This window comes from Albimonas pacifica (assembly GCF_900113695.1).
GTDB classification, from domain to species: domain Bacteria; phylum Pseudomonadota; class Alphaproteobacteria; order Rhodobacterales; family Rhodobacteraceae; genus Albimonas; species Albimonas pacifica.
In genome coordinates, this window is record NZ_FOQH01000003.1 from 182,621 (window position 1) to 207,971 (window position 25,351).

The 25,351-nt window shown below is 74.5% G+C and carries 22 protein-coding genes; 7 read left to right on the forward strand and 15 right to left on the reverse strand.

The genetic code is table 11. The annotated features are described in order from the left end of the window. Positions 1 to 199: 199 nt before the first annotated feature. The 9 genes from BM064_RS06620 to BM064_RS06660 form a co-directional block, all read right to left on the reverse strand. On the reverse strand, positions 200 to 2,479 hold the full coding sequence (locus BM064_RS06620; protein ID WP_092858971.1) for a xanthine dehydrogenase family protein molybdopterin-binding subunit: 2,280 nt from the start codon (positions 2,477 to 2,479) through the stop codon (positions 200 to 202). A 98-nt stretch (positions 2,480 to 2,577) separates the two neighbouring features. Continuing rightward, the gene (locus tag BM064_RS06625; protein ID WP_177236167.1) at positions 2,578 to 3,489 is read right to left on the reverse strand and encodes a sugar kinase; all 912 of its coding nucleotides are present in this window, start codon (positions 3,487 to 3,489) and stop codon (positions 2,578 to 2,580) included. After that, a complete protein-coding gene (locus BM064_RS06630) occupies positions 3,489 to 4,124 on the reverse strand; it encodes a 2-dehydro-3-deoxy-6-phosphogalactonate aldolase (protein WP_092858973.1) in 636 nt (211 codons plus the stop codon). The genes BM064_RS06625 and BM064_RS06630 overlap by 1 nt, the downstream gene beginning before the upstream one ends. Next, positions 4,121 to 5,056: a 2-dehydro-3-deoxygalactonokinase gene (locus tag BM064_RS06635; protein ID WP_092858974.1), complete on the reverse strand. Its 936-nt coding sequence runs from the start codon at positions 5,054 to 5,056 to the stop codon at positions 4,121 to 4,123. The genes BM064_RS06630 and BM064_RS06635 overlap by 4 nt, the downstream gene beginning before the upstream one ends. Positions 5,057 to 5,186: 130 nt before the next feature. Further along, positions 5,187 to 6,977 (reverse strand): IlvD/Edd family dehydratase, encoded by a 1,791-nt coding sequence (locus BM064_RS06640; RefSeq protein ID WP_092858975.1) that lies wholly within the window; start codon positions 6,975 to 6,977, stop codon positions 5,187 to 5,189. An 11-nt stretch (positions 6,978 to 6,988) separates the two neighbouring features. Beyond that, positions 6,989 to 8,194, reverse strand: coding sequence for a mandelate racemase/muconate lactonizing enzyme family protein (locus tag BM064_RS06645; RefSeq protein WP_092858976.1), 1,206 nt, complete (start codon positions 8,192 to 8,194; stop codon positions 6,989 to 6,991). Between the two features lie 7 nt (positions 8,195 to 8,201). Then, positions 8,202 to 9,518, reverse strand: coding sequence for a TRAP transporter large permease (locus BM064_RS06650; protein WP_092858977.1), 1,317 nt, complete (start codon positions 9,516 to 9,518; stop codon positions 8,202 to 8,204). A 28-nt stretch (positions 9,519 to 9,546) separates the two neighbouring features. Then, complete coding sequence (locus tag BM064_RS06655) at positions 9,547 to 10,137, reverse strand: TRAP transporter small permease subunit (protein WP_092858978.1); 591 nt, start codon at positions 10,135 to 10,137, stop codon at positions 9,547 to 9,549. Between the two features lie 127 nt (positions 10,138 to 10,264). After that, positions 10,265 to 11,281, reverse strand: coding sequence for a TRAP transporter substrate-binding protein (locus BM064_RS06660; protein ID WP_092858979.1), 1,017 nt, complete (start codon positions 11,279 to 11,281; stop codon positions 10,265 to 10,267). A 302-nt stretch (positions 11,282 to 11,583) separates the two neighbouring features. Between BM064_RS06660 and gntR the strand changes: the two genes are divergently transcribed. Together gntR and BM064_RS06670 are read left to right on the forward strand one after the other, a co-directional pair. Next, positions 11,584 to 12,597 carry an HTH-type transcriptional regulator GntR gene (gntR, locus tag BM064_RS06665; protein ID WP_092858980.1) on the forward strand — a complete coding sequence of 338 codons (1,014 nt, stop codon included), beginning with the start codon at positions 11,584 to 11,586 and terminating at the stop codon, positions 12,595 to 12,597. 140 nt (positions 12,598 to 12,737) lie between these two features. Next, the gene (locus BM064_RS06670; protein WP_092858981.1) at positions 12,738 to 13,595 is read left to right on the forward strand and encodes an SMP-30/gluconolactonase/LRE family protein; all 858 of its coding nucleotides are present in this window, start codon (positions 12,738 to 12,740) and stop codon (positions 13,593 to 13,595) included. 317 nt (positions 13,596 to 13,912) lie between these two features. Here BM064_RS06670 and BM064_RS06675 read toward each other — a convergent pair whose 3' ends face one another. Then, on the reverse strand, positions 13,913 to 15,598 hold the full coding sequence (locus BM064_RS06675) for a bifunctional AfsR/SARP family transcriptional regulator/alpha/beta hydrolase (protein WP_245779076.1): 1,686 nt from the start codon (positions 15,596 to 15,598) through the stop codon (positions 13,913 to 13,915). 365 nt (positions 15,599 to 15,963) lie between these two features. Between BM064_RS06675 and acuI the strand changes: the two genes are divergently transcribed. The 5 genes from acuI (at position 15,964) to acuR (ending at position 19,712) form a co-directional block, all read left to right on the forward strand. Then, positions 15,964 to 16,956 carry an acrylyl-CoA reductase (NADPH) gene (gene acuI / locus BM064_RS06680; RefSeq protein ID WP_092858982.1) on the forward strand — a complete coding sequence of 331 codons (993 nt, stop codon included), beginning with the start codon at positions 15,964 to 15,966 and terminating at the stop codon, positions 16,954 to 16,956. Between the two features lie 91 nt (positions 16,957 to 17,047). Continuing rightward, on the forward strand, positions 17,048 to 17,623 hold the full coding sequence (locus tag BM064_RS06685; protein ID WP_092858983.1) for a peroxidase-related enzyme: 576 nt from the start codon (positions 17,048 to 17,050) through the stop codon (positions 17,621 to 17,623). A 10-nt stretch (positions 17,624 to 17,633) separates the two neighbouring features. Beyond that, positions 17,634 to 18,002, forward strand: coding sequence for a carboxymuconolactone decarboxylase family protein (locus tag BM064_RS06690; protein ID WP_092858984.1), 369 nt, complete (start codon positions 17,634 to 17,636; stop codon positions 18,000 to 18,002). 106 nt (positions 18,003 to 18,108) lie between these two features. Then, positions 18,109 to 19,068: an AEC family transporter gene (locus tag BM064_RS06695; protein ID WP_092858985.1), complete on the forward strand. Its 960-nt coding sequence runs from the start codon at positions 18,109 to 18,111 to the stop codon at positions 19,066 to 19,068. Next, on the forward strand, positions 19,065 to 19,712 hold the full coding sequence (gene acuR, locus BM064_RS06700; RefSeq protein WP_218160968.1) for an acrylate utilization transcriptional regulator AcuR: 648 nt from the start codon (positions 19,065 to 19,067) through the stop codon (positions 19,710 to 19,712). The genes BM064_RS06695 and acuR overlap by 4 nt, the downstream gene beginning before the upstream one ends. 48 nt (positions 19,713 to 19,760) lie before the next feature. On the opposite strand, the gene BM064_RS06705 is transcribed toward acuR, so the two are convergent. The 5 genes from BM064_RS06705 to BM064_RS06725 all read right to left on the reverse strand — a co-directional run bounded on the left by BM064_RS06705 (position 19,761) and on the right by BM064_RS06725 (position 25,351). After that, the gene (locus BM064_RS06705; protein ID WP_092858986.1) at positions 19,761 to 21,041 is read right to left on the reverse strand and encodes a BatD family protein; all 1,281 of its coding nucleotides are present in this window, start codon (positions 21,039 to 21,041) and stop codon (positions 19,761 to 19,763) included. Then, positions 21,041 to 22,651: a vWA domain-containing protein gene (locus BM064_RS06710; protein ID WP_092858987.1), complete on the reverse strand. Its 1,611-nt coding sequence runs from the start codon at positions 22,649 to 22,651 to the stop codon at positions 21,041 to 21,043. Before BM064_RS06710 ends, BM064_RS06705 begins: the two co-directional genes overlap by 1 nt. Next, entirely contained in the window at positions 22,648 to 23,628 is a 981-nt protein-coding gene (locus tag BM064_RS06715) for a VWA domain-containing protein (RefSeq protein ID WP_092858988.1), read from the reverse strand. Before BM064_RS06715 ends, BM064_RS06710 begins: the two co-directional genes overlap by 4 nt. Beyond that, positions 23,625 to 24,188, reverse strand: a complete 564-nt coding sequence (locus BM064_RS06720) for a DUF4381 domain-containing protein (protein WP_092859287.1) — start codon at positions 24,186 to 24,188, stop codon at positions 23,625 to 23,627. The genes BM064_RS06715 and BM064_RS06720 overlap by 4 nt, the downstream gene beginning before the upstream one ends. A 158-nt stretch (positions 24,189 to 24,346) precedes the next feature. Then, the gene (locus BM064_RS06725; RefSeq protein WP_092858989.1) at positions 24,347 to 25,351 is read right to left on the reverse strand and encodes a DUF58 domain-containing protein; all 1,005 of its coding nucleotides are present in this window, start codon (positions 25,349 to 25,351) and stop codon (positions 24,347 to 24,349) included.

Sequence of the window (25,351 nt, forward strand, 5' to 3'; positions counted from 1 at the left end):
GCGCCCAAGGCCCCGACGGTCCGCCCCGGACGGCGGGGGGATCGCGAAACGGCAGGTCCGGCGCCCGCCCCGGCGGAGCGGGGTGGGCGGGCGGGGCTTCGCCGGGGCGGGCGCCGGGCCGGGGCAGGGCGCGAGGCGCCTGGCCCGGGTGATCCCGCCAGGGCCGACCGCTCTCCGCGCCGCCCGCCCGGCGCTGGCCTCAGGCGGCGGCGTCCTGCAGCGCCTGCCAGACCCGGTGGGGGGTGGCGGGCATGTCGAAGGCCTCCACCCCGCGCGAGGCCAGCGCGTCGAGGATCGCGTTCATCGCCGCGGGCAGGGCGCCGATGGTTCCGGCCTCGCCCACGCCCTTCGCCCCCAGCTCGTTGGTCGGCGAGGGGATCTCGAGGTTGTCGAGCGCGGTCGCCGCCGGCAGCAGATCCGCGCGCGGCATGAAATAATCCATGAAGGTCGCCGTCAGGAACTGCCCCTCGGCGTCGTAGACGCAGCGCTCGCCGAAGACCTGGCCCAGCCCCTGCATCAGCCCGCCCCAGACCTGGCCTGCGACCAGCGTGCCGTTCACCACCACCCCGCAGTCGTCCAGCGCGGCATAGCGCTCGATCGTCGTGACCCCCGTCTCGGGGTCCACCTCCACCTCCGCCACATGCAGGCCGGAGGGGAAGTTGCGCGGGCTCGGCAGCTCGACCGTGGTGTCCAGCACCCCGGGATGGGCGGCCGCGATCTCCAGCAGCCCCAGCGTGCGGTTGGAGGCGCGGGAGCGGAACTCGCCCTCGGCGTAGTCGAGGTCCGAGGGCTCGACCGCCAGCTCCTGCGCCGCGAGATCCCGCGCCTTGGCGACGATCTGCCGGGCGCATTCCACCAGCACCGAGCCCTGCGACATCAGCGTGCGCGAGCCGAAGGCGCCCGCGCCCTTGCGCGCCGGCCCGCCGTTGCGCTGGAGCGAGAGGCTGATCCGCGCCGGATCGATCTCGAGCCGCGAGCCGACCAGCTCCGGGAACACCGTCTCGTGCCCCTGGCCGGAGGCGACGGCGAGCTCGTGGAGCAGGATCGTGCCGTCGGCCTCGAAGGTGATCGCGGCCTCGTCGGAGGGCAGCACCCCGCCCGAGGGCTCGACGAAGAGCGCGCAGCCGATGCCGCGCAGCCGGCCCTTCGCCTCGGCCGCGGCGCGGCGGTCGGCGAAGCCCTGCCAGTCGGACATCTTCAGCCCGTCCTCCAGCAGCCGGGGCAGGTCGCCGCTGTCGTAGGCGCTGGGCATCGGCGCGAAGGGCAGCGGGTAGGGATAGGCGTCGGGTCCGATCGCGTTCAGCCGGCGCAGGGCGAGGCGGTCGAGGCCCGTCTGCCGCGCCGCCTCGTCCACCAGCCGCTCGACCACATAGGCCATCTCGGGGCGCGCGGCGCCCCGATAGGCGGCGAGCTGGGTCTTGTTGGTCACGCACAGCCGCACGCGCCCGTCGATGGCCGGGATCCGGTAGGCCCCCGTCGCCATCACGCCCGCGTTCATCACCGAGGTCAGCGGCCCCGACGTCCCCGGGTGATGCCCCAGATCCGCGATCCAGTCGTGGCTGAGCGCCAGAAACCGCCCCTCGGCGTCCAGCGCCAGCTCCGCCTCCATCACGATGCCGCGGCCCTGGTAATCGGAGACCATGGTCTCCGAGCGCGTGGACAGCCACTTCACCGGCCGCCCCAGCTCGCGCGAGGCCAGCGCGATGGCGAGATACTCGGGATAGGCGTCGGCGCGCACGCCGAAGGCGCCGCCGACGTCCTCGGCAAAGACGCGCACCGCCTCGGGCGCGAGGCCGGTCGCATAGACCAGCGCGTCGCGCAGGCCCTGCATGCCCTGGCTGGGGGCGTGAAGCTCCAGCACGTCGCCGTCCCAGCTGGCGACGGCGGCCTTGGGCTCCATCGGGTTGGGCACGAGCCGCTCCGAGGTCAGGGCGATGCGCACCCGGTGGGCGGCGGCGGCGAAACCCTCGGCCACCGCCTCCGGATCGCCGAAGCGATATTCGAAGGCCCGGTTGCCGGGGATCTTGTCGTGGAGCTGGGGGGCGCCCTCGGCCAGCGCGGCGACGGGGTCGACGACCGCCTCCAGCGGCTCGATCTCGAACTCGGCGAGCTCCAGCGCATCGCGGGCCTGCGCCTCGGTCTCGGCGATCACCACGGCCAGCGGCTCGCCGACGTAGCGCACGCGGTCGTAGGCGAAGACGGCGGATTCGGGGGCGAGCAGCGGGCCGTCGTGGCCCGGGAAGGGCATCGGCGGGGCGGTGCGCCGCCAGCCGGCGGCGGCGACCTCGGCCTGGGTCAGCGCCAGGCGGACGCCCTCGGCCTCGCGCACCGCGTCGAGGTCGAGGGAGACGATCCGGCCGTGCGCGTGGTCCGAGCGCAGGAACACGGCCCGCAGCTGGCCGGGGAGCGAGACGTCGTCGGTGTAGCGCCCCCGGCCGGTGGTCAGCCGCGGATCCTCGCGTCGGCCCTGGTAGCTCATCGTCCGCCTCTCCTCGTCACGGTTGGTCCGGACATATGAACCGGAACCGGGCGGCGAGGAAAGGCGCTCGTTGCGGCGGCGGACGCGGCGCCGCGGGCTCAGTCCCCGAGCAGCGCCTCAACCGCGGCGCGGCGGGGCAGCGGGGCGACGGCGCCCCAGCCCTCGACCGAGAGCGAGGCGGCGGCGGAGGCGAAGCGGGCCGAGGCCTGCGCGTCCCCCGTCTCCAGCCAGCGCGTGAGGAAGGCGCCGTCGAAGCAGTCGCCGGCGCCGGTGGCGTCGACCGCCTGCGCCTTGCGGGCGGGGATCGTGGCGCGCGCGTCCGGGGTCGCCACCATCACCCCCTCGGCCCCCAAGGTCAGCGCGACGACCCTGGCCCCGAGGTCGAGGTAGAAGTCGCAGACCGCCTCCGCGCTGTCCTTGCCGGTCAGCTGCTTCGCGTCGTCGAAGCCGGGCAGGGCGATGTCCACCTTCGCCATGGCGGCGTGGATCACCTCGCGGGCCCGCTCCAGCGGCCACAGGCGCAGGCGCAGGTTGGGATCGTAGGAGACCGGGACGCCGGCGGCGCGGGCGGCCTCGATGGCGGCGAACCCGGCCTCGGCCGCGGTCTCGGAGATCGCCTGGGTGATGCCCGACAGGTGCAGGCAGCGGGCGGAGCGGATCGCCTCCAGCGGCAGGTCCGCGGGCGTCATCCGGGCGGCGGCGGAGCCGGCGCGGCGGTATTCGAATTCGTGCCCGTCGGGGCCGTGGCGCACGAAGTAGAGGCCGGTGGGCGCCTTGTCGTCCCGGGCGACGGCGGAGGCGTCGACGCCCTCGCGGGCCCACAGGGCGGTCAGGGCATCCCCAAAACTGTCGGCGCCCAGCCGGGTGGCGACGCCGGAGCGGGCGCCCAGCCGGGCGGCGGCGATGGCGACGTTGGAGACGTCGCCGCCGAACCCCTCCAGCCAGCGGCCGGGCTCGGTCTCGTTGAACTCGACGAGCGGCTCGCCGAGGCAGAGCAGGTCGAGTCCCATCAGGCGGCCTCGCGCGCGGCGTGGACGGCGGCGACGAGCTGGGCGGCGACGACGCCGACCTCTGCGGCCGGGCGCCCGGGCTTGTAGAGGGCCGAGCCGATGCCCGCCCCGTCGGCACCGGCCGCCATGAACTCGGCCAGGTTGGCGGCGCCGACGCCCCCCGTCACCACGATGCGGGCCGAGGCGGGCAGGACGGCGCGGATCGCCTTGATGAACTTCGGCGTGATCGCGTCGCCGGGGAAGATCTTCAGGCAGTCGGCGCCGGCGTCGAGCGCGGCGAAGGCCTCGGACGGCGTGAACACGCCGGGGCAGGAGACCATGCCGAGGCGCTTGGTGGCCCGCACCACCTCGGCGTTGAAGTTGGGGGAGACGACGATCCGCCCGCCCGCATCCGCCGTGCGCTGCACCTGCTCGGGCGTCAGCACGGTGCCGGCGCCGATCAGGCAGGTCTCGCCATGGGCGTCGGCGAGCTGGCGGATGGTGTCGTAGGGCTCGGGCGAGTTCAGCGGGGCCTCGAGGATCGAGAAGCCGGCGTCCACCAGGGCCTTGCCGACGGGCAGGGCCTCGGGCGGGGTGATGCCGCGCAGGATGGCGAGCAGCGGCAGGCGGTCGAGGGCGGCGTCGAGCGTGGTCATGCGGTCTCTCCGGTCAGGCGGGCCGCGCGGGCGACGGCGTGGAGGCCGGCGGCGGCGATGTCGGGGGGCAGGGTCTGGGAGGCGAGGCCGAAGGCCGTCAGGGCGGTGGCATAGCGGGCGGCCAGCGCCGCGTTGGCGATCAGGCGGATCGGCGCGCTCTCGGGGGCGCCCTCCGGCGCGTTGGCCGCGATCTCGGCCCCGATCAGCAGCCCCGAGAGGAACGACCCGGTGCGGCCGGGCGCCAGCTCCGCGAAGAGCGCGCGGGCGCGGATCGAGAAGAAGGCGCCCAGCAGGTCGCCGGGGGTCTGCAAGCCGCGGGCGGCGGCGAGGCCCTCGGCGAAGCCCGCGGCGTCCTCGGCGGCGTCGGCCGGGGGCGAGAGCGTGTCGGCCAGGATCGTGTGGCGCGAGAGCGCCGCATAGAGCTCGCCGGTCATCGAGGTGCGGAAGCCGGCGATGCGGCCCTCCCTGACCTCGACCCACTTGGAATGGGTGCCGGGCAGGGCGACCGTGCCCGCGGTCAGGCCGGTGCCGACGACCTGGGTTTCCTCGCCGCGCATCACGTCGGGGCCGGCTTCGGTGCGGGCGGAGACGCCGGGGACGATCCAGGCGGGGCGGCCGGTCAGGTCGGCGATGTCGGTGAGTTCGGCGGCGAGCTCCGGCAGGCCGACGCCCGCGGGGCCGGCCTCGGCGTAGGGCGCCTCGCGCCAGCCGGAGCGGGAGCCGATCATGCCGGACATCAGGACGGGCAGCGCCTCGGGCCAGCCGCCGACGGCCTCGGCGAAGGCGGCAGGAAAACCGCCTTCGGGGAGGGCGCGGATGCCGTGGGCGCTCTCGCGGCGCCCCAGCACGCGGCCGGCGGCGTCCAGCAGGTAGGCGCGGAGCGAGGAGGTGCCCCAGTCGAGGGCGATGAGGGTCGCGGGGGCGTCAGGCATCGGGGTCGCTTCGCGCTCGGGTCGGTTGAAAAGGCGGCCTGGCCCCCGGTGTGGGACGGGGGCCAGGCGGGGGCGATCCCGGAGTCGAGGCGGGACCGCCCGTCTGGGGAGGCGCGCGGGACGCGCGGCCTCAGTGGTTGTCGCGCGGCAGGCCCTTGGAGGCGATGCGCTGGTATTTGACCGCCGGCTTCAGGACCATGCCGTTCCCGAGCTGGTCGACGCAGCCGCGCTGGATCTCCTGCCAGGGCGTCTGGTGGTCGGGGTAGGCGTAGCCGCCCGCGGCCTCCAGCTGCGCCTTGCGCATCGCCCAGTCGGGCTCGGAGACCAGCGCGTCCACAGAGCCGGTCTTGAGGTCCACGCGGACCTTGTCCCCGGTCTTCAGCAGCGCCAGCGGGCCGTTCGCCGCCGCCTCGGGCGAGGCATTGAGGATCGAGGGCGAGCCGGAGGTGCCCGACTGGCGGCCGTCGCCGATGCACGGCAGCTCCCGGATGCCCTGTTTCAGCAGGTAGTCGGGGGCGCGCATGTTCACGACCTCGGCCGCGCCGGGGTAGCCGATGGGGCCGGCGCCGCGCATGAACAGGATGCAGTTGGCGTCGATCCCGAGGGACGGATCGTCGATGCGGTGGTGGTAGTCCTCGGGGCCGTCGAAGACGATGGCGCGGCCGACGAAGGCCTCGGGGTCGTCGGGGTTCGACAGGTAGCGGGCGCGGAAGTCCGGCGAGATCGTCGAGGTCTTCATGATCGCGTTGTCGAAGAGGTTGCCGCGCATCACCCGGAAGCCGGCGGCCTTCTGGAGCGGGTTGTCGAAGCCGCGGATCACGTCCGCATCCTCGGAACCCTTGCCGCGGCAGTTCTCGCCCATGGTCTTGCCGGAGACGGTCAGGGCGCCCTCGCGGATCAGGCCCTTTTCCATCATCGCGCCGATCACGGCGGGGACGCCGCCGGCGCGGTGGAAGTCCTCGGCGAGGTACTCGCCGGCGGGCTGGAGGTTCACCAGCAGGGGGATGTCCTTGCCGATGCGCTCCCACTCCTGCAGGTCCAGCTCGACGCCCGCGTGGCGCGCGATGGCGGCGATGTGGATGGGCGCGTTGGTGGAGCCGCCGATGGCCGACGACACCGCGATGGCGTTCTCGAACGCCTCGCGGGTCAGGATGTCGGAGGGCTTCAGGTCCTCGCGCACCATTTCGACGATGCGTTTTCCAGTTTCGTAGGAGATCTGGGCGCGCTCGCGGTGCGGCGCGGGGATCGCGGCGCAGCCGGGCAGGGACATGCCCAGCGCCTCGGCGAGGCTGTTCATCGTGGTCGCGGTGCCCATGGTGTTGCACCAGCCCGGAGAGGGGGCCGAGGCGGCGGCCATCTCCATGAAGCCCTCGTAGTCGATCTCGCCGCGGGCCAGCATCTCGCGCGCCAGCCAGATGATCGAGCCGGAGCCCGCCCGCTTGCCCTTGTGCCAGCCGTTCAGCATCGGCCCGCCCGAGAGCGCGATGGCCGGGATGTCGACGGTGGCGGCGGCCATCAGCATCGCGGGCGTGGTCTTGTCGCAGCCGATGGTCAGCACCACGCCGTCGAGCGGGTAGCCGTAGAGGACTTCCACAAGGCCGAGGTAGGCGAGGTTGCGGTCGAGCGAGGCCGTGGGGCGCTTGCCGGTCTCCTGGATCGGGTGGACCGGGAACTCGAAGCAGATTCCGCCGGCTTCGCGGATGCCTTCGCGCACGCGCTTGGCGTGGTCCATCAGCGGCCGGTTGCAGGGGCTGAGGTCCGAGCCCGACTGGGCGATGCCGATGATCGGCTTGCCGGACTGCAGCTCGTCCCGGGTCAGGCCGTAGTTCAGGTAGCGCTCGAGATAGAGCGCGGTCATGCCCGGGTCGTCGGGATTGTCGAACCAGGCGCGGGAGCGGAGTTTTTTCGGACCGTCGGTCATGGTTCCGTTCCTCACTTCGAGACGCGCAGGATGGCGTCGTCGCGGGACTCCAGGCCCTCGCGCAGCACGATGCCATGGCCGGGGGCGTCGGTGACGTCGATCTGGCCGTTCACGGGGGTGGGGACCGCCTCGGCGATCTCCAGGTGCCAGCCGGTGTAGAAGGCGCGCACCGACTCCTGGATCAGGGTGTTGGGCGCGTGCAGCGACAGGTGGCAGGACGAGGCGTAGACCACCGGGCCGGTGCAGTCATGCGGCGCGATCGGCACGCCGTAGGCCTCGGCCATGCCGGCGACCTTGCGGGCGGAGGAGATGCCGCCGCACCAGCCGAGGTCCAGCATCGCGACGCCGGCGACGCCGGTCTCGAGATACTCGCGGAAGGCGTGGATCGAGGGCAGCGTCTCGGAGGCGCAGATCAGCGCGTCGGTGTGGCGGCCGTATTCCTTCAGGTCGGCCAGGTTCTCCAGCCGGAAGGGGTCCTCGTGCCAGTAGGTGTCATAGGGTTTCAGGGCGCGGGACAGGCGGCGGGCCATGGGCGGGGACCACAGGGAGTGGAACTCGACCATGATGTCCATGTCGTCGCCGACGGCGGAGCGGATTTTTTCAAATGGCTCCAGCGCGGTCTTCATCTCGGCGGGGGTGATGTCCCAGCCGTTGGAGCGCTCGGCGGCCGGGTCGAAGGGCCAGATCTTCATCGCGTCGATGCCCTGCTCCTTCAGCGAAAGAGCCAGCTCGTCGGCGCGGTTGAGGAAGGCGTCGAGGTCCTCGTAGGGGCCCTCTGCGGCCTCGGTGTTCCAGTTGGCGACCTTCTGGCCCTCGGCGGACCGCACGTAGCGGTAGCCGGCGCAGGTGTTGTAGGTGCGGATCGACTGGCGGGCGCGGCCGCCCAGGATCTCGACCAGGGGGACGCCGTGGACTTTGCACTTCAGGTCCCACAGGGCGATGTCGATGGCCGACAGGGCGCGGGTCTCGACCCCCGCGCCGCGCCAGCCGATGTAGTCCCGCAGCTCGGTCATCCGGGCGGGGATGGCCAGCGGGTCGCGCCCCAGGAGGAGGGGCGCGCACCAGTCGTGGACATAGGCTTCCACGGCGGAGGCGCCGAAGAAGCTCTCGCCCAGGCCCACCGTGCCGTCGTCGGCGGTGACTTTGACCCAAGCCAGGTTCGCGAACTCCTTCAGGCGAAGGGTCTCGACCTTGGCGATCTTGAGAGTGGAGAGCATCGGTTCCTCAGCGCCCGGTGATGCCGGGGAAAGCGATCAGCACGGCCACGGCCAGGATCTGCATCGCGATGAAGGGCAGCAGGGCCTTGAAGATCATGCCCAGGCTGATCTCGGGCGGCGCCACGGATTTGAGGTAGAAGGCGGCCGGTCCGAAGGGCGGGCTCAGGAAGCTCACCTGCATGTTCATGCAGAACAGCACGCCGAACCACACCGGGTCGTAGCCCAGGCCGGTGATGATCGGCACGAAGATCGGCATGGTCAGCAGCGCGATGCCCGTCCAGTCCAGGAACATGCCCAGCACGAACAGGATCAGCATCATGAAGAGCAGGATGTAGAGCCGGTCGTCGGAGATGCCGGTGATCAGCTCGGTCACGAACTTGATGCCGCCCATCAGGTTGAACACGCCCACCAGCGCCGAGGCGCCGATGCCGATCCACACGATCATGCCGACGGTGCGCAGCGTCTGCATCGCGGCGCCCTGCAGCAGGCCCAGGGTGAACTCGCCGCGGATCACGGTCGACAGCAGCACGCCCATCACCCCCACGGCCGAGGCCTCGGTCACCGAGGCGACGCCGCCGTAGATCGAGCCCAGGACGCAGGCCACCACCAGGATCGGCAGGATCAGGCCCTTGAGCAGGCGCAGCTTCTCGGCGCGGGGGACCGACTGCTCCTCCATGATCGGGGCGACGGCGGGGTTCAGGTAGGCGCGCACCAGCACGTAGATCACGTAGAACCCGGCCAGCATCAGCCCCGGCAGGAAGGACGAGGTGAACAGGTCGCCGATCGAGACGTTGGCGGTCAGGCCGTAGAGAATGAGCACGATCGAGGGCGGCACCATGGTGCCCAGCGCGCCGCCGGCGCACACGACGCCGATGGCGAGATGCTTGTCGTAGCCCAGCCGCAGCATCTGGGGCAGGGCCAGCAGGCCCAGCAGCACGATCTCGCCGCCGATGATGCCGGACATGGCGGCCAGGATCACGGCGACCACCAGGGTCTGGATCGCCACGCCGCCGCGCAGGCGCCCGCCGACCAGCTTCATCGCGTCGAAGAGATCGCGCGCGATGCCGGAGCGGTCGAGGATCGCCGCCATCAGCACGAACATCGGCACCGAGACGAAGACGAAGGAACTGACGAAGCTGTAGACGCGGCTGGTGATCAGCGGCACCGCCATCGGGCCGAACCAGCCCAGCGCGAAGACCAGCGCCACCAGCAGCGTCACGAAGGCCAGCGGGATCCCGGCCAGCAGCAGCAGCATCATCATCGCGAACATCGCGATCGTGCCGCCCTCGACGCCCAGCGCCTGGAAAGAGCCGAAGAAGTCCATCACGCGCGCCCCTTCGAGAAGATGTTCATCACATGCGCCCCTTCGTGCCGACCGCGCGGGTCCCGCGCAGGTAGCCCCACGCCAGGATCAGGAACTGGAGGGCCATCACGCCCATCACCAGCATCAGGAAGATCTTGATCAGGGCCGGATAGACCGGGTCCCAGGCCGAGCCCGAACGCTCGAGCCGCACCGAGCCGTCCGGCGAGAAGGCCGCGCGGGAGACCATCACCCAGGCCGCCCAGCAGAACATCGCCGAGGCCAGCGCGCAGATCACGGAGATGACCACGTTCAGCCCCCGGCGCACGCGCTCGGGCAGGGCGTCGTAGATCAGCACCACGCGGATGTGGCGGTCATGGGCGGCGCAGTAGAGCCCGCCGTAGATGAAGGCCGCCCCGCACAGGAACACCGTCGTCTCGTGCGCCCAGATGGTGGGCGAGTTGAACACGTATCGCAGGAACACTTCCTGGATCAGCACCAGCATCGAGAAGACGATGCCGGCGGCGAACAGCAGCCCGCCGCGGTCGATCCAGCGCCCGAGCCGTCCGGCCTCGGGGATCGACCCGCCTTCGTGGTCCACCGGCAGCTCGGGGGAGGACTCGGGCGGATGGGTCTCGGTCATCGGTTCAGGCTCCGCGTCGCGGCCGCGGGAGGGGGAAGGGCCGCAGGGGACCGGCGCGGACGGGGCCCGCGCGAGGAAACGGGGGGGCGAAACGGAAGGCGGGGGCCGAAGCCCCCGCGATCCGGCCTCAGTTCATGAGGCCCTTGTCCTTCAGATAGGCCACGAGCGTGTCGTAGACCTTCTGGGCGTTCTCGGAACGGGCGGCGACCTTCTCCCACTCGCCCATCGCGATCTCGCGGAACTTGGCGCGCTCCTCGGCGGGCCAGTCGTGGACGGTGATCTCGCCGCCGGCCTTGGCCGCGGCGACCGCCTCGGCGTCCTTCTCCTTGACGGTCGAGGTCTGCAGCGCGGCGAACTCCTTCACCGACTCCTCGAGCGCGGTCTGCAGCTCGGGCGAGAGCTCGTCCCACTTGGCCTTGCTCATCGAGATCTCGATCAGCGGCAGGGAATGGAAGCCGGGGTAGACCGGGTGCGGGGCCACGTCGTTCAGGCCCTGCGCCTGGTTGGTCGAGAAGACGTTGTAGTCCGCGGCCTCGATCACGCCCTTGTCGAGCGAGGTGAAGACCTCGGAGCCCGGCAGGTTCACCGGGGCTGCGCCGGCGGCGGCGAAGACGTTCTGCACCAGGCCCTCGGGGGCGCGCAGCTTCAGGCCCTGCAGGTCGGCGACGCCCTCGAGCGGGACCTTGGAGACGAAGGCCTCCAGCCCGGGCGAGGTCGGGCCGATGAACTGCAGGCCGTAGGGCGCCTCGAGCTCGCGCATCAGCTCCAGCCCGCCGCCCTCGTAGATGAAGTCGAACATCTCCTGGGGGTCGGAATAGGCGCCGACGGGGTTGGCGATCAGGCCGAAGGCCGGATCCTTGCCAGCGAAGTAGCTCACGTCGGTGATGTGGCCGTCGAGGATGCCGGCCGCGATGGCGTCCTGCGTCTCGTTGTGGGCGACCAGCGTCTCGACGGGCAGCAGCTCGATGGAGATGGCGCCGTTCGTCTTCTCGGCGACGATCTTGGTCCACTCCTGCTGCATGATGAAGTTCGGGTTGCCGGCGGGGTCGCTCGACTGGAACCGGAACGAGTATTCCTGAGCCGCCGCAGAGCCGGCGATCAGCGCGAACGAGCTCGCCGCGATCGCGGCTTTCATCCACATCATGTCGATGTCCTCCCTTGGGATCCTCGGCGCCGGGCCGGTGGACCGGCGTTTCCCGCGCCCTTCCTGACCGCGGGAATCACGCGTCAACATCCTTGTGACAGCGCTGTCATGACGCTATGATAGCGCTGTCATGATGTCAATGACCCGGCCGCTCCGCCGCGACCACCGCATCCGTCGACAAACGTAGGGCGATGGTCAGGATGGTCGAAACCGTGCAGGGAGCGCGGGACGGGGACGCCGGCCGGACCGGGACGACGCAGGGGAGGACGGGCGATGGACGCGCGGGCGCGCAGGTGGGGCGCATGAGCCAACGGCGCTCGGGGCGTCCGACGCTGGCCGACGTGGCGGCGCTGGCGGGGGTGGGGGCGATCACCGTCTCGCGCGCGCTGCGCCGGCCCGACCAGGTCTCGCCCGCCACGCGCGAGCGGATCGCGCAGGCGGTGGCGGAGCTCAACTACATCCCCGACCCGCAGGCGCGGATCCTGGCCTCCGGCCGCTCGGACGTGATCGGGGTGATCCTGCCCAGCCTGACCAACAACGTCTACGCGGACGTGCTGCAGGGCATCTACGACGGGGTGGCGGGCACCGGCTTCCAGATCCAGATCGGCAACACCCGCTACGACCCGGAGGAGGAGGCGCGCCTCGCCCCGCTCTTCGCCTCCCAGCGCCCGGCGGCGATGCTGCTGACCGGCATCGACCAGACCCCCGCCACCCGCGCCCTGCTGGAAAGCGCGGGCTTCCCCATCGTGCAGATCATGGAGAAGGGCGACGACCCGATCGACATGATCATCGGCTTCTCCCATTTCGACGCCGCGCAGGCGGCGATCCGCCACCTGCTGGGGCGCGGCTACCGCCGGATCGGCGTGCTGGGCGCGCGCATGGACCCGCGCCTGATGCGCCGGCAGGAGGGCTGGCGCGCCGCCCTCTCCGAGGCGGGCCTGCCCTTGCGCGAGGCGATCTCGCCCGAGCCGTCCTCGGCCACCATGGGCCGGGCGCTGGCCTCGCGCCTGATGGACGCCGAGCCCGGGCTCGACGCGCTGTTCTGCGCCAACGACGACCTGGCGCTGGGCGCGCTGTTCGAATGCCAGGCCCGCGGCATCGCGGTGCCGCGGGACTTCGGCATCGTGGGCTTCAACGACCTCGAGATGATGGCCGCCGCGGTGCCCTCGATCACCTCGGTCCAGACCCGGCGCTACCGCATGGGCCGCCTCGGCATCGAGATGCTGGTCGAGCGCATCGCCGGCCGCCGCCCGGCCGAGCCCAACGTCGACCTCGGCTTCGAGCTGATCGAGCGCGAGAGCACCCGGCGCGGCTGACCCGGCCGGGCCCGGCGCTCCTCGGCGCCTTCGCCTCCCCTGGCCCTCCGCCCCTCCGCCCCTCTGCTCCGGAGGCGGGCGGGCTTGCTCCGCGGCCCCGCGCCCTCCAGACTTGCCGGCAGACAAGGGAGGAGGACCCGATGACCCGCAGGACGCAGATCCTGGCCGACGACCTCTGCTTCGGGGAGGGGCCGCGCTGGCATGAAGGGCGGCTCTGGCTGTCGGACATGCACGACCACAAGGTGCTCGCCATCTCGCCCGACGGCGCGAAGGAGGTGATGCTGGAGCTGGAGGACCGGCCCAGCGGCCTCGGCTGGCTGCCCGACGGCGACCTGCTGGTGGTGGCGATGACCTCGCGCCGGCTGCTGCGGGTGCGGGACGGGGCGGTCTCGGTGCATGCCGATCTGCGGGAGCTCGCCGACTTCCACTGCAACGACCTGGTGGTGGCCGAGGACGGGACCGCCTTCGTGGGCAACTTCGGCTTCGACCTCGACGCCATGCTGCGGGGCGAGGCGGAGCCCGCCGCCACCCCGCTGATCCGCGTCGCCCCCGACGGCGCCGCCGCGCGGGTGGGGGAGCCGCTGAAGTTCCCCAACGGCATGGCCATCACCCCCGACGGCGGGACCCTGATCGTGGGCGAGACCCAGGGCGGGCGCCTCTCGGCCTATGACCTCGGCCCGGGCGGGACGCTCGCGAACTTCCGCGCCTGGGCGGCGCCGCCGGGTCTGCGCCCGGACGGCATCTGCCTCGACGCCGAGGGGGCGGTCTGGGTCGCCTCGCCCCGCCGCGGCGCCTGCGTGCGGGTGGCCGAGGGGGGCGCCGTGCTCGACGTGATCCCGGTCGAGACCGAGGCCTTCGCCTGCATGCTGGGGGGCGAGGACGGCCGCACCCTGCACATCCTCACGGCCCACAGCCACGACCGCGAGGAGACCCGCCGCCGCCGCTCGGGCCGGGTCGAGACGGTGCGCGTCGACGCCCCCCGCGCCGGCCGGCCCTGAGCCGGCCGCGCCGCCGCCCCCCCCCCCCCCGGCCTGCGCGATCGCCTCGGCGACGGGGTCGGCGGGCGGGCGTCCCGTCCGCGCAGCGGGCGGCAGCGCCGCTCGCCGACCCGCCCCGAAGCGCCCGGTCCCCGGGGGGGCCTCGGGGCGCGGACGCGCGCGGGACGCCGGCGGCGCCGGGCCGGCGCGGGCGGCCCTCGCGTCCGCATCGCCCCGCCCGGCCGTCCCCCTCGCGGCCGCGCCCGCCGCCGCCGGCGGCGCGGAGCGGGCTGGGCGGCGCAGGGCCGGGCGGCGCGTCGCGGGGCCGGGGCGGAGGGCTAGACCCCGTGCTCGGCCAGGAACAGCCCCACCGTCTCCAGCGCCCCCCGCCAGGCGGGTTCGCGGTCGACGAGGATGTGATTGCGGCTCTCCACCGGCACGAAGCGCGCGCCGGGGATGCCGCGGGCCACGGCGCGCGCCATCTCCAGCGGGATCCGCAGGTCGTCTCGCGCATGCATCACGATGGTCGGCGCCTTGACCAGCGCCAGTCGCTCGCGCACGTCGATCCAGCCGAAGGCGTCCTGGAAGCGCGCGGCGTTGCAGGGCGAGGCGGTCAGCCGCTGGAACTCGTCGAACCAGGCCAGCTCCTCGTGCGTCGCGTCGGGCATGAAGGTCTGCGAGAAGATGTGCCGGTAGGCCGGATTGTCCGTGCCCCAGCCCACCTCCGTCAGCTGGCGCACCGCCTCGCGCCGCGCCTGCTCCTCGGGCGTCGCGTCCAGCCGCCAGCCGGCGGCGTAGCTGCCGAACAGCACCAGGGCCGAGACCCGCTCGGGATGCCGGACCGCGTATTCGATCGAGACGGCGGCCCCCTGGCTGATCCCCAGCAGGGGGAACCGCTCCAGCCCGAGGTGGTCGGCCACCGCCTCCAGGTCGGTCACGAAGGCCTCGAAGCTCAGGTCGTCCACGTCCCAGTCCGACAGGCCGCAGCCCCGCTCGTCATAGCGGATGAAGGTGCGCAGGCGGGCGATCTCGGCGAAGGTGCGCCCCCAGATCGGGCTCCCCCAGTCGTATTCGAGGTGGTTGAGCCAGTTCGCCGCTTTCAGCATCGGCGGCCCCGCGCCGACCGTGGCCCAGGCGATCTTCACCCGGTCCGAGGTCTCGCAGAATCCGATCCGCTGGGCCCGCAGCGCGCGCGAGCGCGCCCGCGCCCCCGGCCGCCGCCCCGGGCCCGTCGCGACCAGAGGCGCGGCCGCCGCATCCGCCGCCTGGCGCGCGGCCAGCGCCGCGCGCGCCGCCCGCCGCGCCGCCGCCGGATCGCGCCCCGGAGCCGCCGCGGCAGTCGGGGCGGCTGCGGACATCGGGGCGGCTGCGGCCGGCGGCGCGGCCAGGGCCTCTGCCCGCGTCGCCTGCGCGACGGCGACGGCCCGGCCGGCGGTCGCGCGCTCATGGCGCTCGACCCCCACCGGGTCGGCCTCGCGCCACAGGCGCCGCCATTTCTCCGAGGCGAGCCCCGCCGCATCCGGATGCAGCGCCATGCGCCGCAGCAGCTCCACCCGCGCGGCGCGCGCGTCCTCCCGCTCGGCGGCGAGCCAGGCGTCGAAGCCCTCGACCCCGGCGCCGTCCAGACCGTCGAAGGGCAGCGCGTCGAGGCGCCGGGCCATCTCCTCCAGCGCCGGGAGAGGGGGGTCCCCGTCGGGGGCGCGCAGCCGGGCGTGGATCTCCAGCAGGTCGACCGAGACGCCCTCGCCGTCGAAGCGCACCCGCTCGCGGTCGGCGACGATGCGCGGGCGGTCGGGGGCGTCGACCACCGGGCGCAGCTTGCTCAGCGACCAGCGCAGGGCGGCGCGGGGATCGTCGGGCAGGTTCCAGAACAGCTCGCACAGCCGCTCGCGCCGGTGCGGCCGCCCGGTGGCCACCAGCAGCGCCAGCAGCGCGCGCGCCTTGCGCGAGGCGGGAAGCGGCGCCGCCTCGCCCGCGCGCTCGACCCGCAGTTCGCCCAGCAGCGAAATCTTCAAATCGGTCAAGGCCCGGCCGCTCCCACCCAGGTTGAACTCGCCCGCCTCCTCCGGCCATAGCACCCGCTTCGCAGGCGCCGCAACGTTTCCGCGCGCGTCATGCAGCGGCGGTTCAGAAGGCGGCTCGCCCGCCCTTTCCGCGATGTCCGAATGCGGTCCCGCCCGGCCGGTCCCGGCGCGGTCCCCGCCGCCTGCGCCTGCGCCCCCCGGCGACGGGGTCGGCGGGCGGGCGTCCCGTCCGCGCAGCGGGCGGCAGCGCCGCTCCGCCGGCCCGCCCCCGAACCCCGCCCTTGTTTTTGCGAGACGCCCGGTCTAATCGGGTCGCCAACGCCGCGCGGGCCGTCCCGAGGCCCGCCGCAGGGAAGGAGACCCCGATGTTCGACGCGATCCTGATCGACAAGGCCGACGACGCCCAGAGCGTGAGCCTCACGCAGCTCGACGACGCCGCCCTCCCCGAGGGCGACGTCACCGTGCGCATCGCCGCCTCGACCCTGAACTACAAGGACGCGCTGGCGATCACCGGCAAGAGCCCGGTGGTGCGCAAGTTCCCCATGGTCCCCGGCATCGACTTCTCGGGCGTGGTCGAGTCCTCCGACTCCCCCGACTGGAAGCCCGGCGACCGCGTGGTCCTCAACGGCTGGGGCGTGGGCGAGACCCACTGGGGCGGCCTCGCCGGCAAGGCCCGGGTGAAGGGCGAATGGCTGGTCCCCCTGCCGTCGGCCTTCTCCATGCGGCAGGCGATGGCCATCGGCACCGCCGGCTACACCGCGATGCTCTGCGTCATGGCGCTCGAGCGCCAGGGCGTGACCGCCGACAAGGGCCCGATCCTGGTCACCGGCGCCGCCGGCGGCGTCGGCTCGGTCGCCGTCGCCCTGCTGGCGAAGCTCGGCCACGAGGTCCACGCCGTCACCGGCCGCCCGGAGGAGAGCGACTACATCAAGGCGCTGGGCGCGACCGAGATCCTCGACCGCGCCGAGTTCTCCGAGAAGGGCCGCCCGCTGGGCAAGGAGCGCTTCGCCGGCGCGGTGGACGTGGCCGGCGGCCAGGTGCTCGCCAACGTGCTCTCGATGATCCGCTATCGCGGCGCGGTCGCGGCCTGCGGGCTCGCCGCCGGGATGGGCCTTCCCGCGACCGTGGCGCCCTTCATCCTGCGCAACGTGACGCTCGCCGGCGTCGACTCGGTGATGTGCCCCAAGCCCGACCGGATCGAGGCCTGGACCCGTCTCGCCGCCGACCTCGACCCCGGGCTGCTCGAGTCGATGACCCACGAGGTCCCGCTCTCCGAGGCGATCCCGACCTGCGAGCGTCTCCTCGCCGGCCAGGTCCGCGGCCGCGCGGTGGTGCCGATCGATCCCTCGATCTCCTGATCCGAGCCCTCCCGCCCCGGCCCGCGCGCCGGGGCGGCCTCCACGCCCCGCCCGGGCCCCGCCCGCGGCGACCCGCCCAAGGACCGATCCCATGACCGCCGACCTGCCCGTCAGCCGCTTCCCCGTCCCGACCCTCGCCGAGATGCCCGACGACATCCGCGAGCGGATCGAGGCCGTGCAGGAGAAGTCCGGCTTCATCCCCAACGTGTTCCTTGTCCTCGCCCACCGGCCCGACGAGTTCCGCGCCTTCTTCGCCTATCACGACGCGCTGATGGACAAGCCCGGGAACCTCACCAAGGCCGAGCGCGAGATGATCGTGGTCGCGACCTCCAACCTCAACCAGTGCCAGTACTGCGTCATCGCCCATGGCGCGATCCTGCGGATCCGGGCCAAGAACCCGCTGATCGCCGACCAGGTGGCGATCAACTACCGCAAGGCCGACATCACGCCCCGCCAGAAGGCGATGCTCGACTTCGCCGTCAAGGTCTCCCAGACCGCCGAGGCGGTGAGCGAGGCCGACATCGACGCGCTCAAGGCCCACGGCTTCGACGAGGACGACGTCTGGGACATCGCCGGCATCGCCGCCTTCTTCGCGCTGTCGAACCGGATGGCCAACGTCACCGGAATGCGGCCGAACCCCGAGTTCTACGCCATGGGCCGCGGCTGAGGAGGACGACATGCTGCTCGACTGGATCTCCTACCTGCGCGAGGGCCGGCGCGCCGGCGCGAAGCTCGCCAAGGCCAACCCCAGGATGGTCGAGGGCTTCCAGGCCCTCTCGGCCGGGCAGAACGGGAACGGCGCGCTCGACGCCCGCACGCGCGAGCTGATCGCGCTGGCGGTCGCCGTGACCACCCGCTGCGACACCTGCATCGCGGTCCACGCCGACCGCGCCCGCCAGGCCGGCGTGACCGAGGCCGAGCTCGCCGACGCCATGGGCACCGCCGTCGCGCTGAACGCCGGCGCCGCCTACAGCTACGCCATGCGCACCATGGAGGCCTTCGAGCAGCTCGGCGCGAAGGACGGCGCCGGGACGCCGGCCTCGTGACCGCCTCCGCGGCCCCCCGCCTTCGGGCGACGGCCGCCGATCCGGCGCGGCGGCGGTCCTCCGCCGCCGCGCCTCCCGCCGGCTCGGCCCTGCCCGGAGCCCGCCCATGATCGGCATGATGATCGTGGCGCTGGCCCCCACCGCCCTGCTGATCGGGCTGGGCCACGTGCTGCGCTGGCGCACCGCGCTGCTGCCCGAGGCGTTCTGGCCGCCGGCCGAGAAGCTCGCCTATTTCGTGCTGCTGCCCGCCCTGATCGTGCACGGGCTGGCCACCGCCGATCTCTCCGAGGTGCCGGTCGGCGCGATGGTCGCGGCCATCGGCCTGCCGCTGGTGATCACCGGCGCCGGGCTGGCGCTGGCGCGCCGCCCGCTGGGGATCGAGCCGGCGGCCTTCACCTCGGTCTTCCAGGGGGGCGTGCGGTTCAACAACTACGTCGGCGTCACCGCGGCGCTGGCGCTGTTCGGGCCGCAGGCGGCCGCCCTCTCGGCCATCGCCATCGCCACCATCGTGCCGATCGCCAACGTGCTCTGCGTCACCGTCTTCGCCCGCTACGTCCCCGGCGGGGCGTCCGAGGACGGCTCCGCCGCCGGCCAGGCCAGCGTCCTGCACACGCTCAAGCTGCTCTCGCGCAATCCGCTGATCCTCGCCTGCGTCCTGGGCATCGCGCTGCACGCCTTCCACCTGGGCCTGCCGCCGGGGGTGGAGGGGTTCTTCAAGGCGCTGGGCCAGGCGGCCCTGCCGCTGGGCCTGCTGTGCGTGGGCGCGGCCCTCGACCGCGAGTCGCTCGGCCGCTCGCCGCGGCTGGCGGTGATCTCCTCGGTCGCGAAGTTCGGGGCGATGCCGCTGCTGACCGCGCTGGGCTGCCTCGCCTTCGGGCTGACCGGCGCCCCCGCCATGCTGGCGGTGCTGTTCAACGCCCTGCCCACGGCGTCCTCGTCCTACGTCCTCGCCCGCCAGCTCGGCGGCGACGCGCCGCTGATGGCGAGCCTCGTCGCCACCCAGACCGTCGTCGCCGTGATCACCGTGCCGCTGGCGATGATCGCCGCCCAGGCGGTGTTCCCGTGACCGGGCCGGACGAGCCTCCGCGCCGCCGCGGCCGCCCGCCCCGCGACCAGGCCCGCCAGGCCGAGGCGCGCGAGAAGCTGCTGCGCGCGGGCGTGGCGCTGCTGACCGAGCGGGGCTTCGGCGCCGTGGGCCTCGACGAGATCCTGTCGGCCGTGGGCGTGCCCAAGGGCAGCTTCTACCACTACTTCGGGTCGAAGGCGGATTTCGGCCTCGCCCTGATCGAGGCCTACGCCGCCTATTTCGCCCGCAAGCTCGACCGCTGGTTCCTCGACGAGCGTCTCTCGCCCCTCGACCGCCTGCGCGCCTTCGTCGACGACGCCCGCGCAGGCATGGCGCGGCACCAGTGGCGCCGCGGCTGCCTGGTGGGCAACCTGGGGCAGGAGATCGGCGTGCTCCCCGAGCCGTTCCGCGACGCCCTGCGCGCCGTGCTCGCCGACTGGGAGGCCCGCACCGCCCGCCTGCTCGAGGCCGCGCGGCAGGCGGGCGAGATCGCCCCCACCGCCGACCCCGACCGCCTCGCCTCGCATTTCTGGATCGGCTGGGAGGGCGCGGTCCTGCGCGCCAAGCTCGAGCGCGGCCCCGAGCCGCTGGAGCGCTTCGCCGAAGGCTTCCTCGAGATGATCGAGCGCCGCCCCGCCCCCTGAGGCCCCCCCGGACGCCCGTGCCGCCCGGCGGCTACGCCCCCGCCCCGCTCAGGCGGGATTGAGCGGCGGCAGCCGCCGGACGTCTTCCCGCGCCGCCCCCCGCCCGCGCGGCGGATGCGCCCGCCGCGCCGCGGCCAGCGCGGCCGAGAGCCGGCGCCAGGCGGAGGCCGCCTCGCCCGTCGCGCCGGGGGCGTAGCGCGCGGCCCCCAGCGCCAGCAGGGCGGCCTGGACCGAGGGCTCGGCCCGCGGATCGCCCGCGACCCGGCCCGCCCAGAGGTCCAGCGCCGGGCGCAGCGCCGCCCCGTCGCGGGCGCGCAGCGCCGCGCGCAGCCCGGCCCAGGCATGGGCCTCGGAGGCGCGCCGCGCCGCCCGCCGCTCGGCCAGCCGCGCGCGCAGCCCCGGCGCCGCGCGTCGGGCCAGCCAGGCCAGCGCCAGCGCCGCGGCCAGCCCCGCCCCCGCCAGCAACGCCAGCCGCAGCCGCGCCGCGGGGTCGGGCGCCGCCGCGCGCGCGGGCGGGCCGTCGACCGAGATCGCCAGCGCCGGGACCTCGGCGGTCCGGATCCGCCCCTCGTCCAGGTCCCACCAGCGCAGCGCGATCGCCGGCAGCTCCCCCGCGCCGCCGCCCTGCGCCAGCAGCGACAGGCGCTCGGTCCGCGCGCCCCCCAGGCGGCCGCGGTCCTCGGTCTCGACCAGCTCCGGATCGTCGGGATAGGCGGCGAGGCCCGGGATCTCCACCGCCGCCCCCAGCGGCGGCAGCAGCATCGGCGAGGCCCCCGCGATCCGCGCCGTCAGCGTGACCGAGAGCGCCTCCCCCGGCGCCATCCCCTGCGGCTCGCCCTCCACCGCGCGCTCCAGCGTCAGGTCCGAGGCGGCGAGGAACGGCGACAGGTCCTCGGCCCCCTCCGGCACCACGGCGCGGAAGGGCAGGGCGGGCGTGTCGAGCACGGCGCGCAGCGGCGGGCCGCCCGGCGCCTCCGGGTCGGCCCAGGTCACCTCGATGCGCGCCGGCGGCAGCGCGAAGGCGCCGGGGGCGAGCGGCGTCACCTGCCAGCGGCGCGAGACGCCGGACCAGGTCGCGCCCCCCACCCGCCCGCTGACCGGGTTGGTGGCCCGCGCGGGCAGGCGCACGCGCAGGTCGGGGGCGTCGAAGGCAGGCCAGACCGGGGGCTCGGGCAGGAAGGTCGGGACCAGCACCGTCATCCGCAGAACCAGCGGCTGACCCGGCAGCGTCTCGTCCTGCGCGAACTCGACGCTCAGCTGCGGCGCCTGCCCCTGCGCGAGGACCGGCAGCGGCAGCAGCGCCGCGAGGATCGCGAGCGCGCGCCTCATCACTCCGTCCCCCCGTCGCCCGTCGCCGGCGCCTGCGCGGCCTCCAGCGCGAAGCGCTGGCGCAGGAAGTCGCCGGGGCGGGTGTCGACGGTGCGCATCCACTGGTCGGCGGTCAGCAGGCGGCCGGCGGCGTCCTGGTCGCGCGGGACCTGCATCTCCCGGCCCCGGTTCTCCTCGTTGTCGTAGGTCACGTCGTCGGCCCCGGGGTCGGGCTGGTCGCCGGTGTCCGAGGCCTCCTGCTGGCGCTCGACCCAGTCCACGATCCGCCGGGCGAGGGCGAGGTTCGCGGCCGCGTCCGCATCCTGCGGGTCCCGGCGCAGCGCCGTCTCGAAGGCCCGCACCCCGTCGCGATAGGCCTGCGCGCGGATCGAGGCGAGGCCCTGCAGCATGGCCGCATCCGCGCTCTCCAGCCGGGCCAGCGTCTCGACCGCCGCCTTGTACTGGCCGTCGCGATACTGCGCCCAGCCGCGCCGGTAGGGATCGGCGTAGAGCGCGGCGGCGCGGTCGTACTCCCGCCGGCGCGCGGCGACGTCGCCCTGCTGGTCGGGCGTCAGGAACCAGCCCGCCACCGGGCCGCCGAGGTCGAAGAGCCCCGGCGCCGCCGCCGGCGCCTCGGCCCGCAGGTTGCGCGCGCCGTCCTGCGCGAGCGGCGCGCCGGGGAGGAGCGCCGTGGCCAGCGCCAGCGCCGCCCAGCGCATCGTCCAGCCGCGGCGGAACCACAGCAGCGTCAGCAGCGCCGCCGGCCAGGCCAGCCAGCGGCCGCGATCCTCCCACGGCCGGCTCTCGTCGGCGAGCTGCGCCCGCGCCCAGGCGGCGTTCAGCAGCCCGTCGATGCGCCGCAGGTCGGCCTCGTCGGGCGTGGCGGCGATCACCGGGGCGTCCAGCGCGTCCAGCCCCCGGTCCCGCGCCCCCGGCGGCAGCGTCGCCAGCACCGCCAGCGGGACCGGCGAGGCGTTCAGCGCCGCCGTCTCCGCCGGCGAGACCCCGTCCGCGACCAGCAGGACGCCGCCCGGGGCCCCGCCCTCGGCGGCGAGCAGCGAGGCGGCGAGCGCCAGCGCCGCGCCCGCCGCGTCGCCCTCCCGCGGCATCGTCTGCGGCGTCAGCGCGGCGAGATAGGGGGCGATGACGCCCGCGTCCTCGGTCATCGGGATCACCACATGGGCCGATCCCGCATAGGCGACCAGCGCCGTGCGGGCGCCCGCGCGCAGGTCGAGGAAGTCGCGGATCTTCTGTCGCCCCCGCTCCAGCCGCGAGGGCGCGAGGTCCGTCCCCTCCATCGAGGGGGCGACCTTCAGCACCACCACCGCGGGCGCCGCCTGGGCGGCGAACGGGTCGGGCGCGCGCGTCCAGGCGGGGCCGGCGGCCCCCAGCGCGCAGCAGACCAGCGCCAGCGCCACCCCGTCGATGGGCTGGGGCCGGCGCCTGCGGGCCGCGTCCAGCGTCAGCGCCGCGGTCAGGTGCGGCGCGATCCGGGCGGCGGGCGTCCGCGGCCGGGCATGGGCGCGCCGCACCGCGGCCCACAGCAGCGCGATCGCCGGCAGCGCCAGCAGCCACCAAGGCCGCAGGAAGCGGAACGCCTCGAGGGCGAGGGACAGCGCCTCGAGGCTCATGCCGCCCGCCTGCGGGAGGCGAGGTGCAGGAACACGGTCGTCCCCAGCGCCACCGCCAGCGCCCCGGCCATCGGGATCCAGGCGAGGGACCGGCGCGGGCGCCAGGACAGGGTCTCGACCTCGCGCGGGGCGAGCTGGTCGATGCGCGCGTAGACCTGGGCCAGCGCGTCCTGGTCGGAGGCGAAGTAGTAGCCGCCCCCGCCCCGCCGCGCGATGTCGCGGAGCGCGTCGAGGTCCACCCGGTCCTCGCCCGAGGCCTGCGGGTCGCCCACCCCGATCGCATGGATCTCGACGCCGCGGTCGGCGGCGATCTCGGCGGCGTTGACCGGGCTCATCCGGCTGGCGGTGTCGGCGCCGTCCGACAGCAGGATCAGCAGGCGCTGCTCGACCGCGCTCGCCTCGAATGTGCGGATGGCGAGGCCGATGGCGTCGCCGAGCGCGGTGTGGGGGCCGGCCATGCCGACCTCGGTGCGCTCCAGCAGGGAGGTGATGGCGCTCAGGTCCTCGGTCAGCGGCGACTGCAGGTAGGCCTTCGAGCCGAACACGATCAGGGCGATCCGGTCGCCCTGCCGCCCCTCGACGAAGCGGGCCACGACCTCTCGCACCGCGGCGAAGCGCTGCTGGACCTCTCCGTCCGGGGTCCGGAAGTCCCGCGTGTCCATCGAGCCGGAGATGTCGATGGCCAGCGCCACGTCGCGGGCGGATTTGGTGATCTCGACGGGCTTGCCCAGCCGCTCGGGCGCGGCGAGGGCCAGCACCAGCAGCGCCCAGGCCAGCGCCGCCGCGGCCATCTGCAGGCGGGAGCGGGCGCGCACCACGGCGCCGCGGCGGGGCTCGGCGCCGGCGGCCTCGGTCACGCGGCGGAAGAAGGGGACCCGCAGGGCGGGCGTCGGCTCGCGGTGCGGGGGCGCGAGCCGCCAGGCCAGCAGCGGCAGCGGCAGGAGCGCGAGCGCCCAGGGGAAGGCGAGCGAGATCATCGCCCCCCCTCGGCCCGCGCCCGGCGCACCCAGCGCGCGGCCAGCGCGCCGAGCCCCGGCGCAGGCGCGCCGCGCCCGTCGTAGGGGCCGCTCGCCAGCGCCCGCCCGGGCCCCTCGGCGAAGCCGGGGCCGCCGGTCGCGTCGAGGAAGGCCAGCCAGCCGGCGCCGGTCAGCCCCGCCACCTCCGCCCGCGGCCGGAGGGCGAGCGCGGCCCGCCGCAGGATCGGCGCCACGGCGGCGGGGTCGTCGCCGGCCTGCGCCAGCGCCGCCAGCGCCTCCCGCCGCCAGGCGTTCGCGCGCCGCCGCCGGCGGGCCGCGAGCAGCACCCAGCCCAGCAGCAGCGCCAGAACGGCCCCCACGACGAGCCACCCCGCCGTCTGCGGGGTCATCGCCACGGGCGGCGGCGGGGGCGGCGCGCGCAGCTCGTCGAGGAGGTCTATGAGGCTGACGAACTCGCCGGGCTGCGCGGCGCCGGGGGCGAGGGTTTCGGCCCCCTGCGCGGCGTCGGTCGACGTCGCTCCGGGGGACGAGGCGGGGGGCGAGGCCTGGGCCAACCGCATCGGCGCGTGCGGGTCGAGCGGCGGGGCCGCCTCCCGCGGGACGAGGCGCGCGTCCGCCTGCAAGAGGCCGAGGGACGGGGTCGCCTGCGCCGGGCCGTCGGGCGCCGGGGCGGGGCCGAAAACCGCCTTCGCGGCGGGGCCGGGGAGAGGCTCGCCGCTCATCGCGCGCCCGGGGCGGCGGGGGCGAGGCCCATCAGGCGGCGGAGCTGGGGGACCGTCTCCTCGGCCGAGGTCAGGGGCAGAACCGGCACGGCGAGGCGGCGCTGCCAGTCGAGGATCTCGGCGAGCCGGCCCCGGGTCATCTCGCGCAAGGAGCGGTGGGCGGCGTGGTCGGCGGTGTTCACCTCCGCCTGCAGCTCGCCGTCGGAGACCACCAGCGAGACCCCCTCCGGCAGGTCCTCGGCGAACGGATCGGAGACGAGGCCCAGCACCAGGTCGTTGCGCCGCGCGAGGGTGGAGACGAGGCGCCGGGTCTCCTCGTCCACCCCGTCGAAGTCGGAGAAGACCAGCACCAGGTGGTTGCGCGGCGCGATGCGCGCCACCGCCCGCAGCACCCGGTTCAGCGGCATCGGCGCCAGGTTGGGCGCGTCGGCGGCGAGCATCCGGTTGGCTTCCGCCAGCGACGACAGGAACCGGTCGAGCGAGGCGCGGGCGCGCGCGGGGCGGATCTCGGCGATATGGGCGTCGCCGAAGACGATGCCGCCGACCCGGTCGCCCTGGTCGCGGATCCGGAAGGCGGCGAGCGCGGCGGCCTCGGCGGCGGTCACCGCCTTCATGTTGAGCGCGGAGCCGAAGAACATCGACATGCGCTGGTCGACGACGATCAGGGCGGGGCGGTCGCGCTCCTCGGTCGTCACGCGCACGAAGGGCTCGCCGGTCCGCGCGGTGGTCTTCCAGTCGATGGCCCGCACGTCGTCGCCGGGGACGTAGGCGCGTAGCTCCTCGAAGGTCAGGCCGCGTCCGCGCAGGCGGGAGGCATGGCGCCCGTTCATCGCCGATCGCGCCGGCTGGCGGGGGGCGAAGCTGAGGCTCCGCGCCCGCCCCTCCAGCGCCCGAAGGCCTGCCAGCGAGACATGCACCCGCGGATCGTCCAGCGCCTGCGGCCTTGCGGCGACGAGCCCGGCGCGGAGCCGGGCGCGGGCGGAGGGGGAGGGCGCGGCCAT

Excerpts from the sequence above, each read along its gene's own strand:
- BM064_RS06650 (WP_092858977.1), bottom strand. The coding sequence starts at position 9,518 with ATGGACTTCTTCGGCTCTTTCCAGGCGCTGGGCGTCGAGGGCGGCACG.
- BM064_RS06695 (WP_092858985.1), top strand. The coding sequence starts at position 18,109 with ATGATCGGCATGATGATCGTGGCGCTGGCCCCCACCGCCCTGCTGATC.
- BM064_RS06640 (WP_092858975.1), bottom strand. The coding sequence starts at position 6,977 with ATGACCGACGGTCCGAAAAAACTCCGCTCCCGCGCCTGGTTCGACAAT.
- BM064_RS06625 (WP_177236167.1), bottom strand. The coding sequence starts at position 3,489 with ATGGGACTCGACCTGCTCTGCCTCGGCGAGCCGCTCGTCGAGTTCAAC.
- BM064_RS06725 (WP_092858989.1), bottom strand. The coding sequence starts at position 25,351 with ATGGCCGCGCCCTCCCCCTCCGCCCGCGCCCGGCTCCGCGCCGGGCTC.
- BM064_RS06715 (WP_092858988.1), bottom strand. The coding sequence starts at position 23,628 with ATGATCTCGCTCGCCTTCCCCTGGGCGCTCGCGCTCCTGCCGCTGCCG.
- acuI (WP_092858982.1), top strand. The coding sequence starts at position 15,964 with ATGTTCGACGCGATCCTGATCGACAAGGCCGACGACGCCCAGAGCGTG.
- BM064_RS06705 (WP_092858986.1), bottom strand. The coding sequence starts at position 21,041 with ATGAGGCGCGCGCTCGCGATCCTCGCGGCGCTGCTGCCGCTGCCGGTC.
- BM064_RS06685 (WP_092858983.1), top strand. The coding sequence starts at position 17,048 with ATGACCGCCGACCTGCCCGTCAGCCGCTTCCCCGTCCCGACCCTCGCC.
- BM064_RS06660 (WP_092858979.1), bottom strand. The coding sequence starts at position 11,281 with ATGATGTGGATGAAAGCCGCGATCGCGGCGAGCTCGTTCGCGCTGATC.
- BM064_RS06620 (WP_092858971.1), bottom strand. The coding sequence starts at position 2,479 with ATGAGCTACCAGGGCCGACGCGAGGATCCGCGGCTGACCACCGGCCGG.
- BM064_RS06645 (WP_092858976.1), bottom strand. The coding sequence starts at position 8,194 with ATGCTCTCCACTCTCAAGATCGCCAAGGTCGAGACCCTTCGCCTGAAG.
- gntR (WP_092858980.1), top strand. The coding sequence starts at position 11,584 with ATGAGCCAACGGCGCTCGGGGCGTCCGACGCTGGCCGACGTGGCGGCG.
- BM064_RS06720 (WP_092859287.1), bottom strand. The coding sequence starts at position 24,188 with ATGCGGTTGGCCCAGGCCTCGCCCCCCGCCTCGTCCCCCGGAGCGACG.
- BM064_RS06635 (WP_092858974.1), bottom strand. The coding sequence starts at position 5,056 with ATGCCTGACGCCCCCGCGACCCTCATCGCCCTCGACTGGGGCACCTCC.
- BM064_RS06670 (WP_092858981.1), top strand. The coding sequence starts at position 12,738 with ATGACCCGCAGGACGCAGATCCTGGCCGACGACCTCTGCTTCGGGGAG.
- BM064_RS06630 (WP_092858973.1), bottom strand. The coding sequence starts at position 4,124 with ATGACCACGCTCGACGCCGCCCTCGACCGCCTGCCGCTGCTCGCCATC.
- BM064_RS06690 (WP_092858984.1), top strand. The coding sequence starts at position 17,634 with ATGCTGCTCGACTGGATCTCCTACCTGCGCGAGGGCCGGCGCGCCGGC.
- BM064_RS06710 (WP_092858987.1), bottom strand. The coding sequence starts at position 22,651 with ATGAGCCTCGAGGCGCTGTCCCTCGCCCTCGAGGCGTTCCGCTTCCTG.
- BM064_RS06655 (WP_092858978.1), bottom strand. The coding sequence starts at position 10,137 with ATGACCGAGACCCATCCGCCCGAGTCCTCCCCCGAGCTGCCGGTGGAC.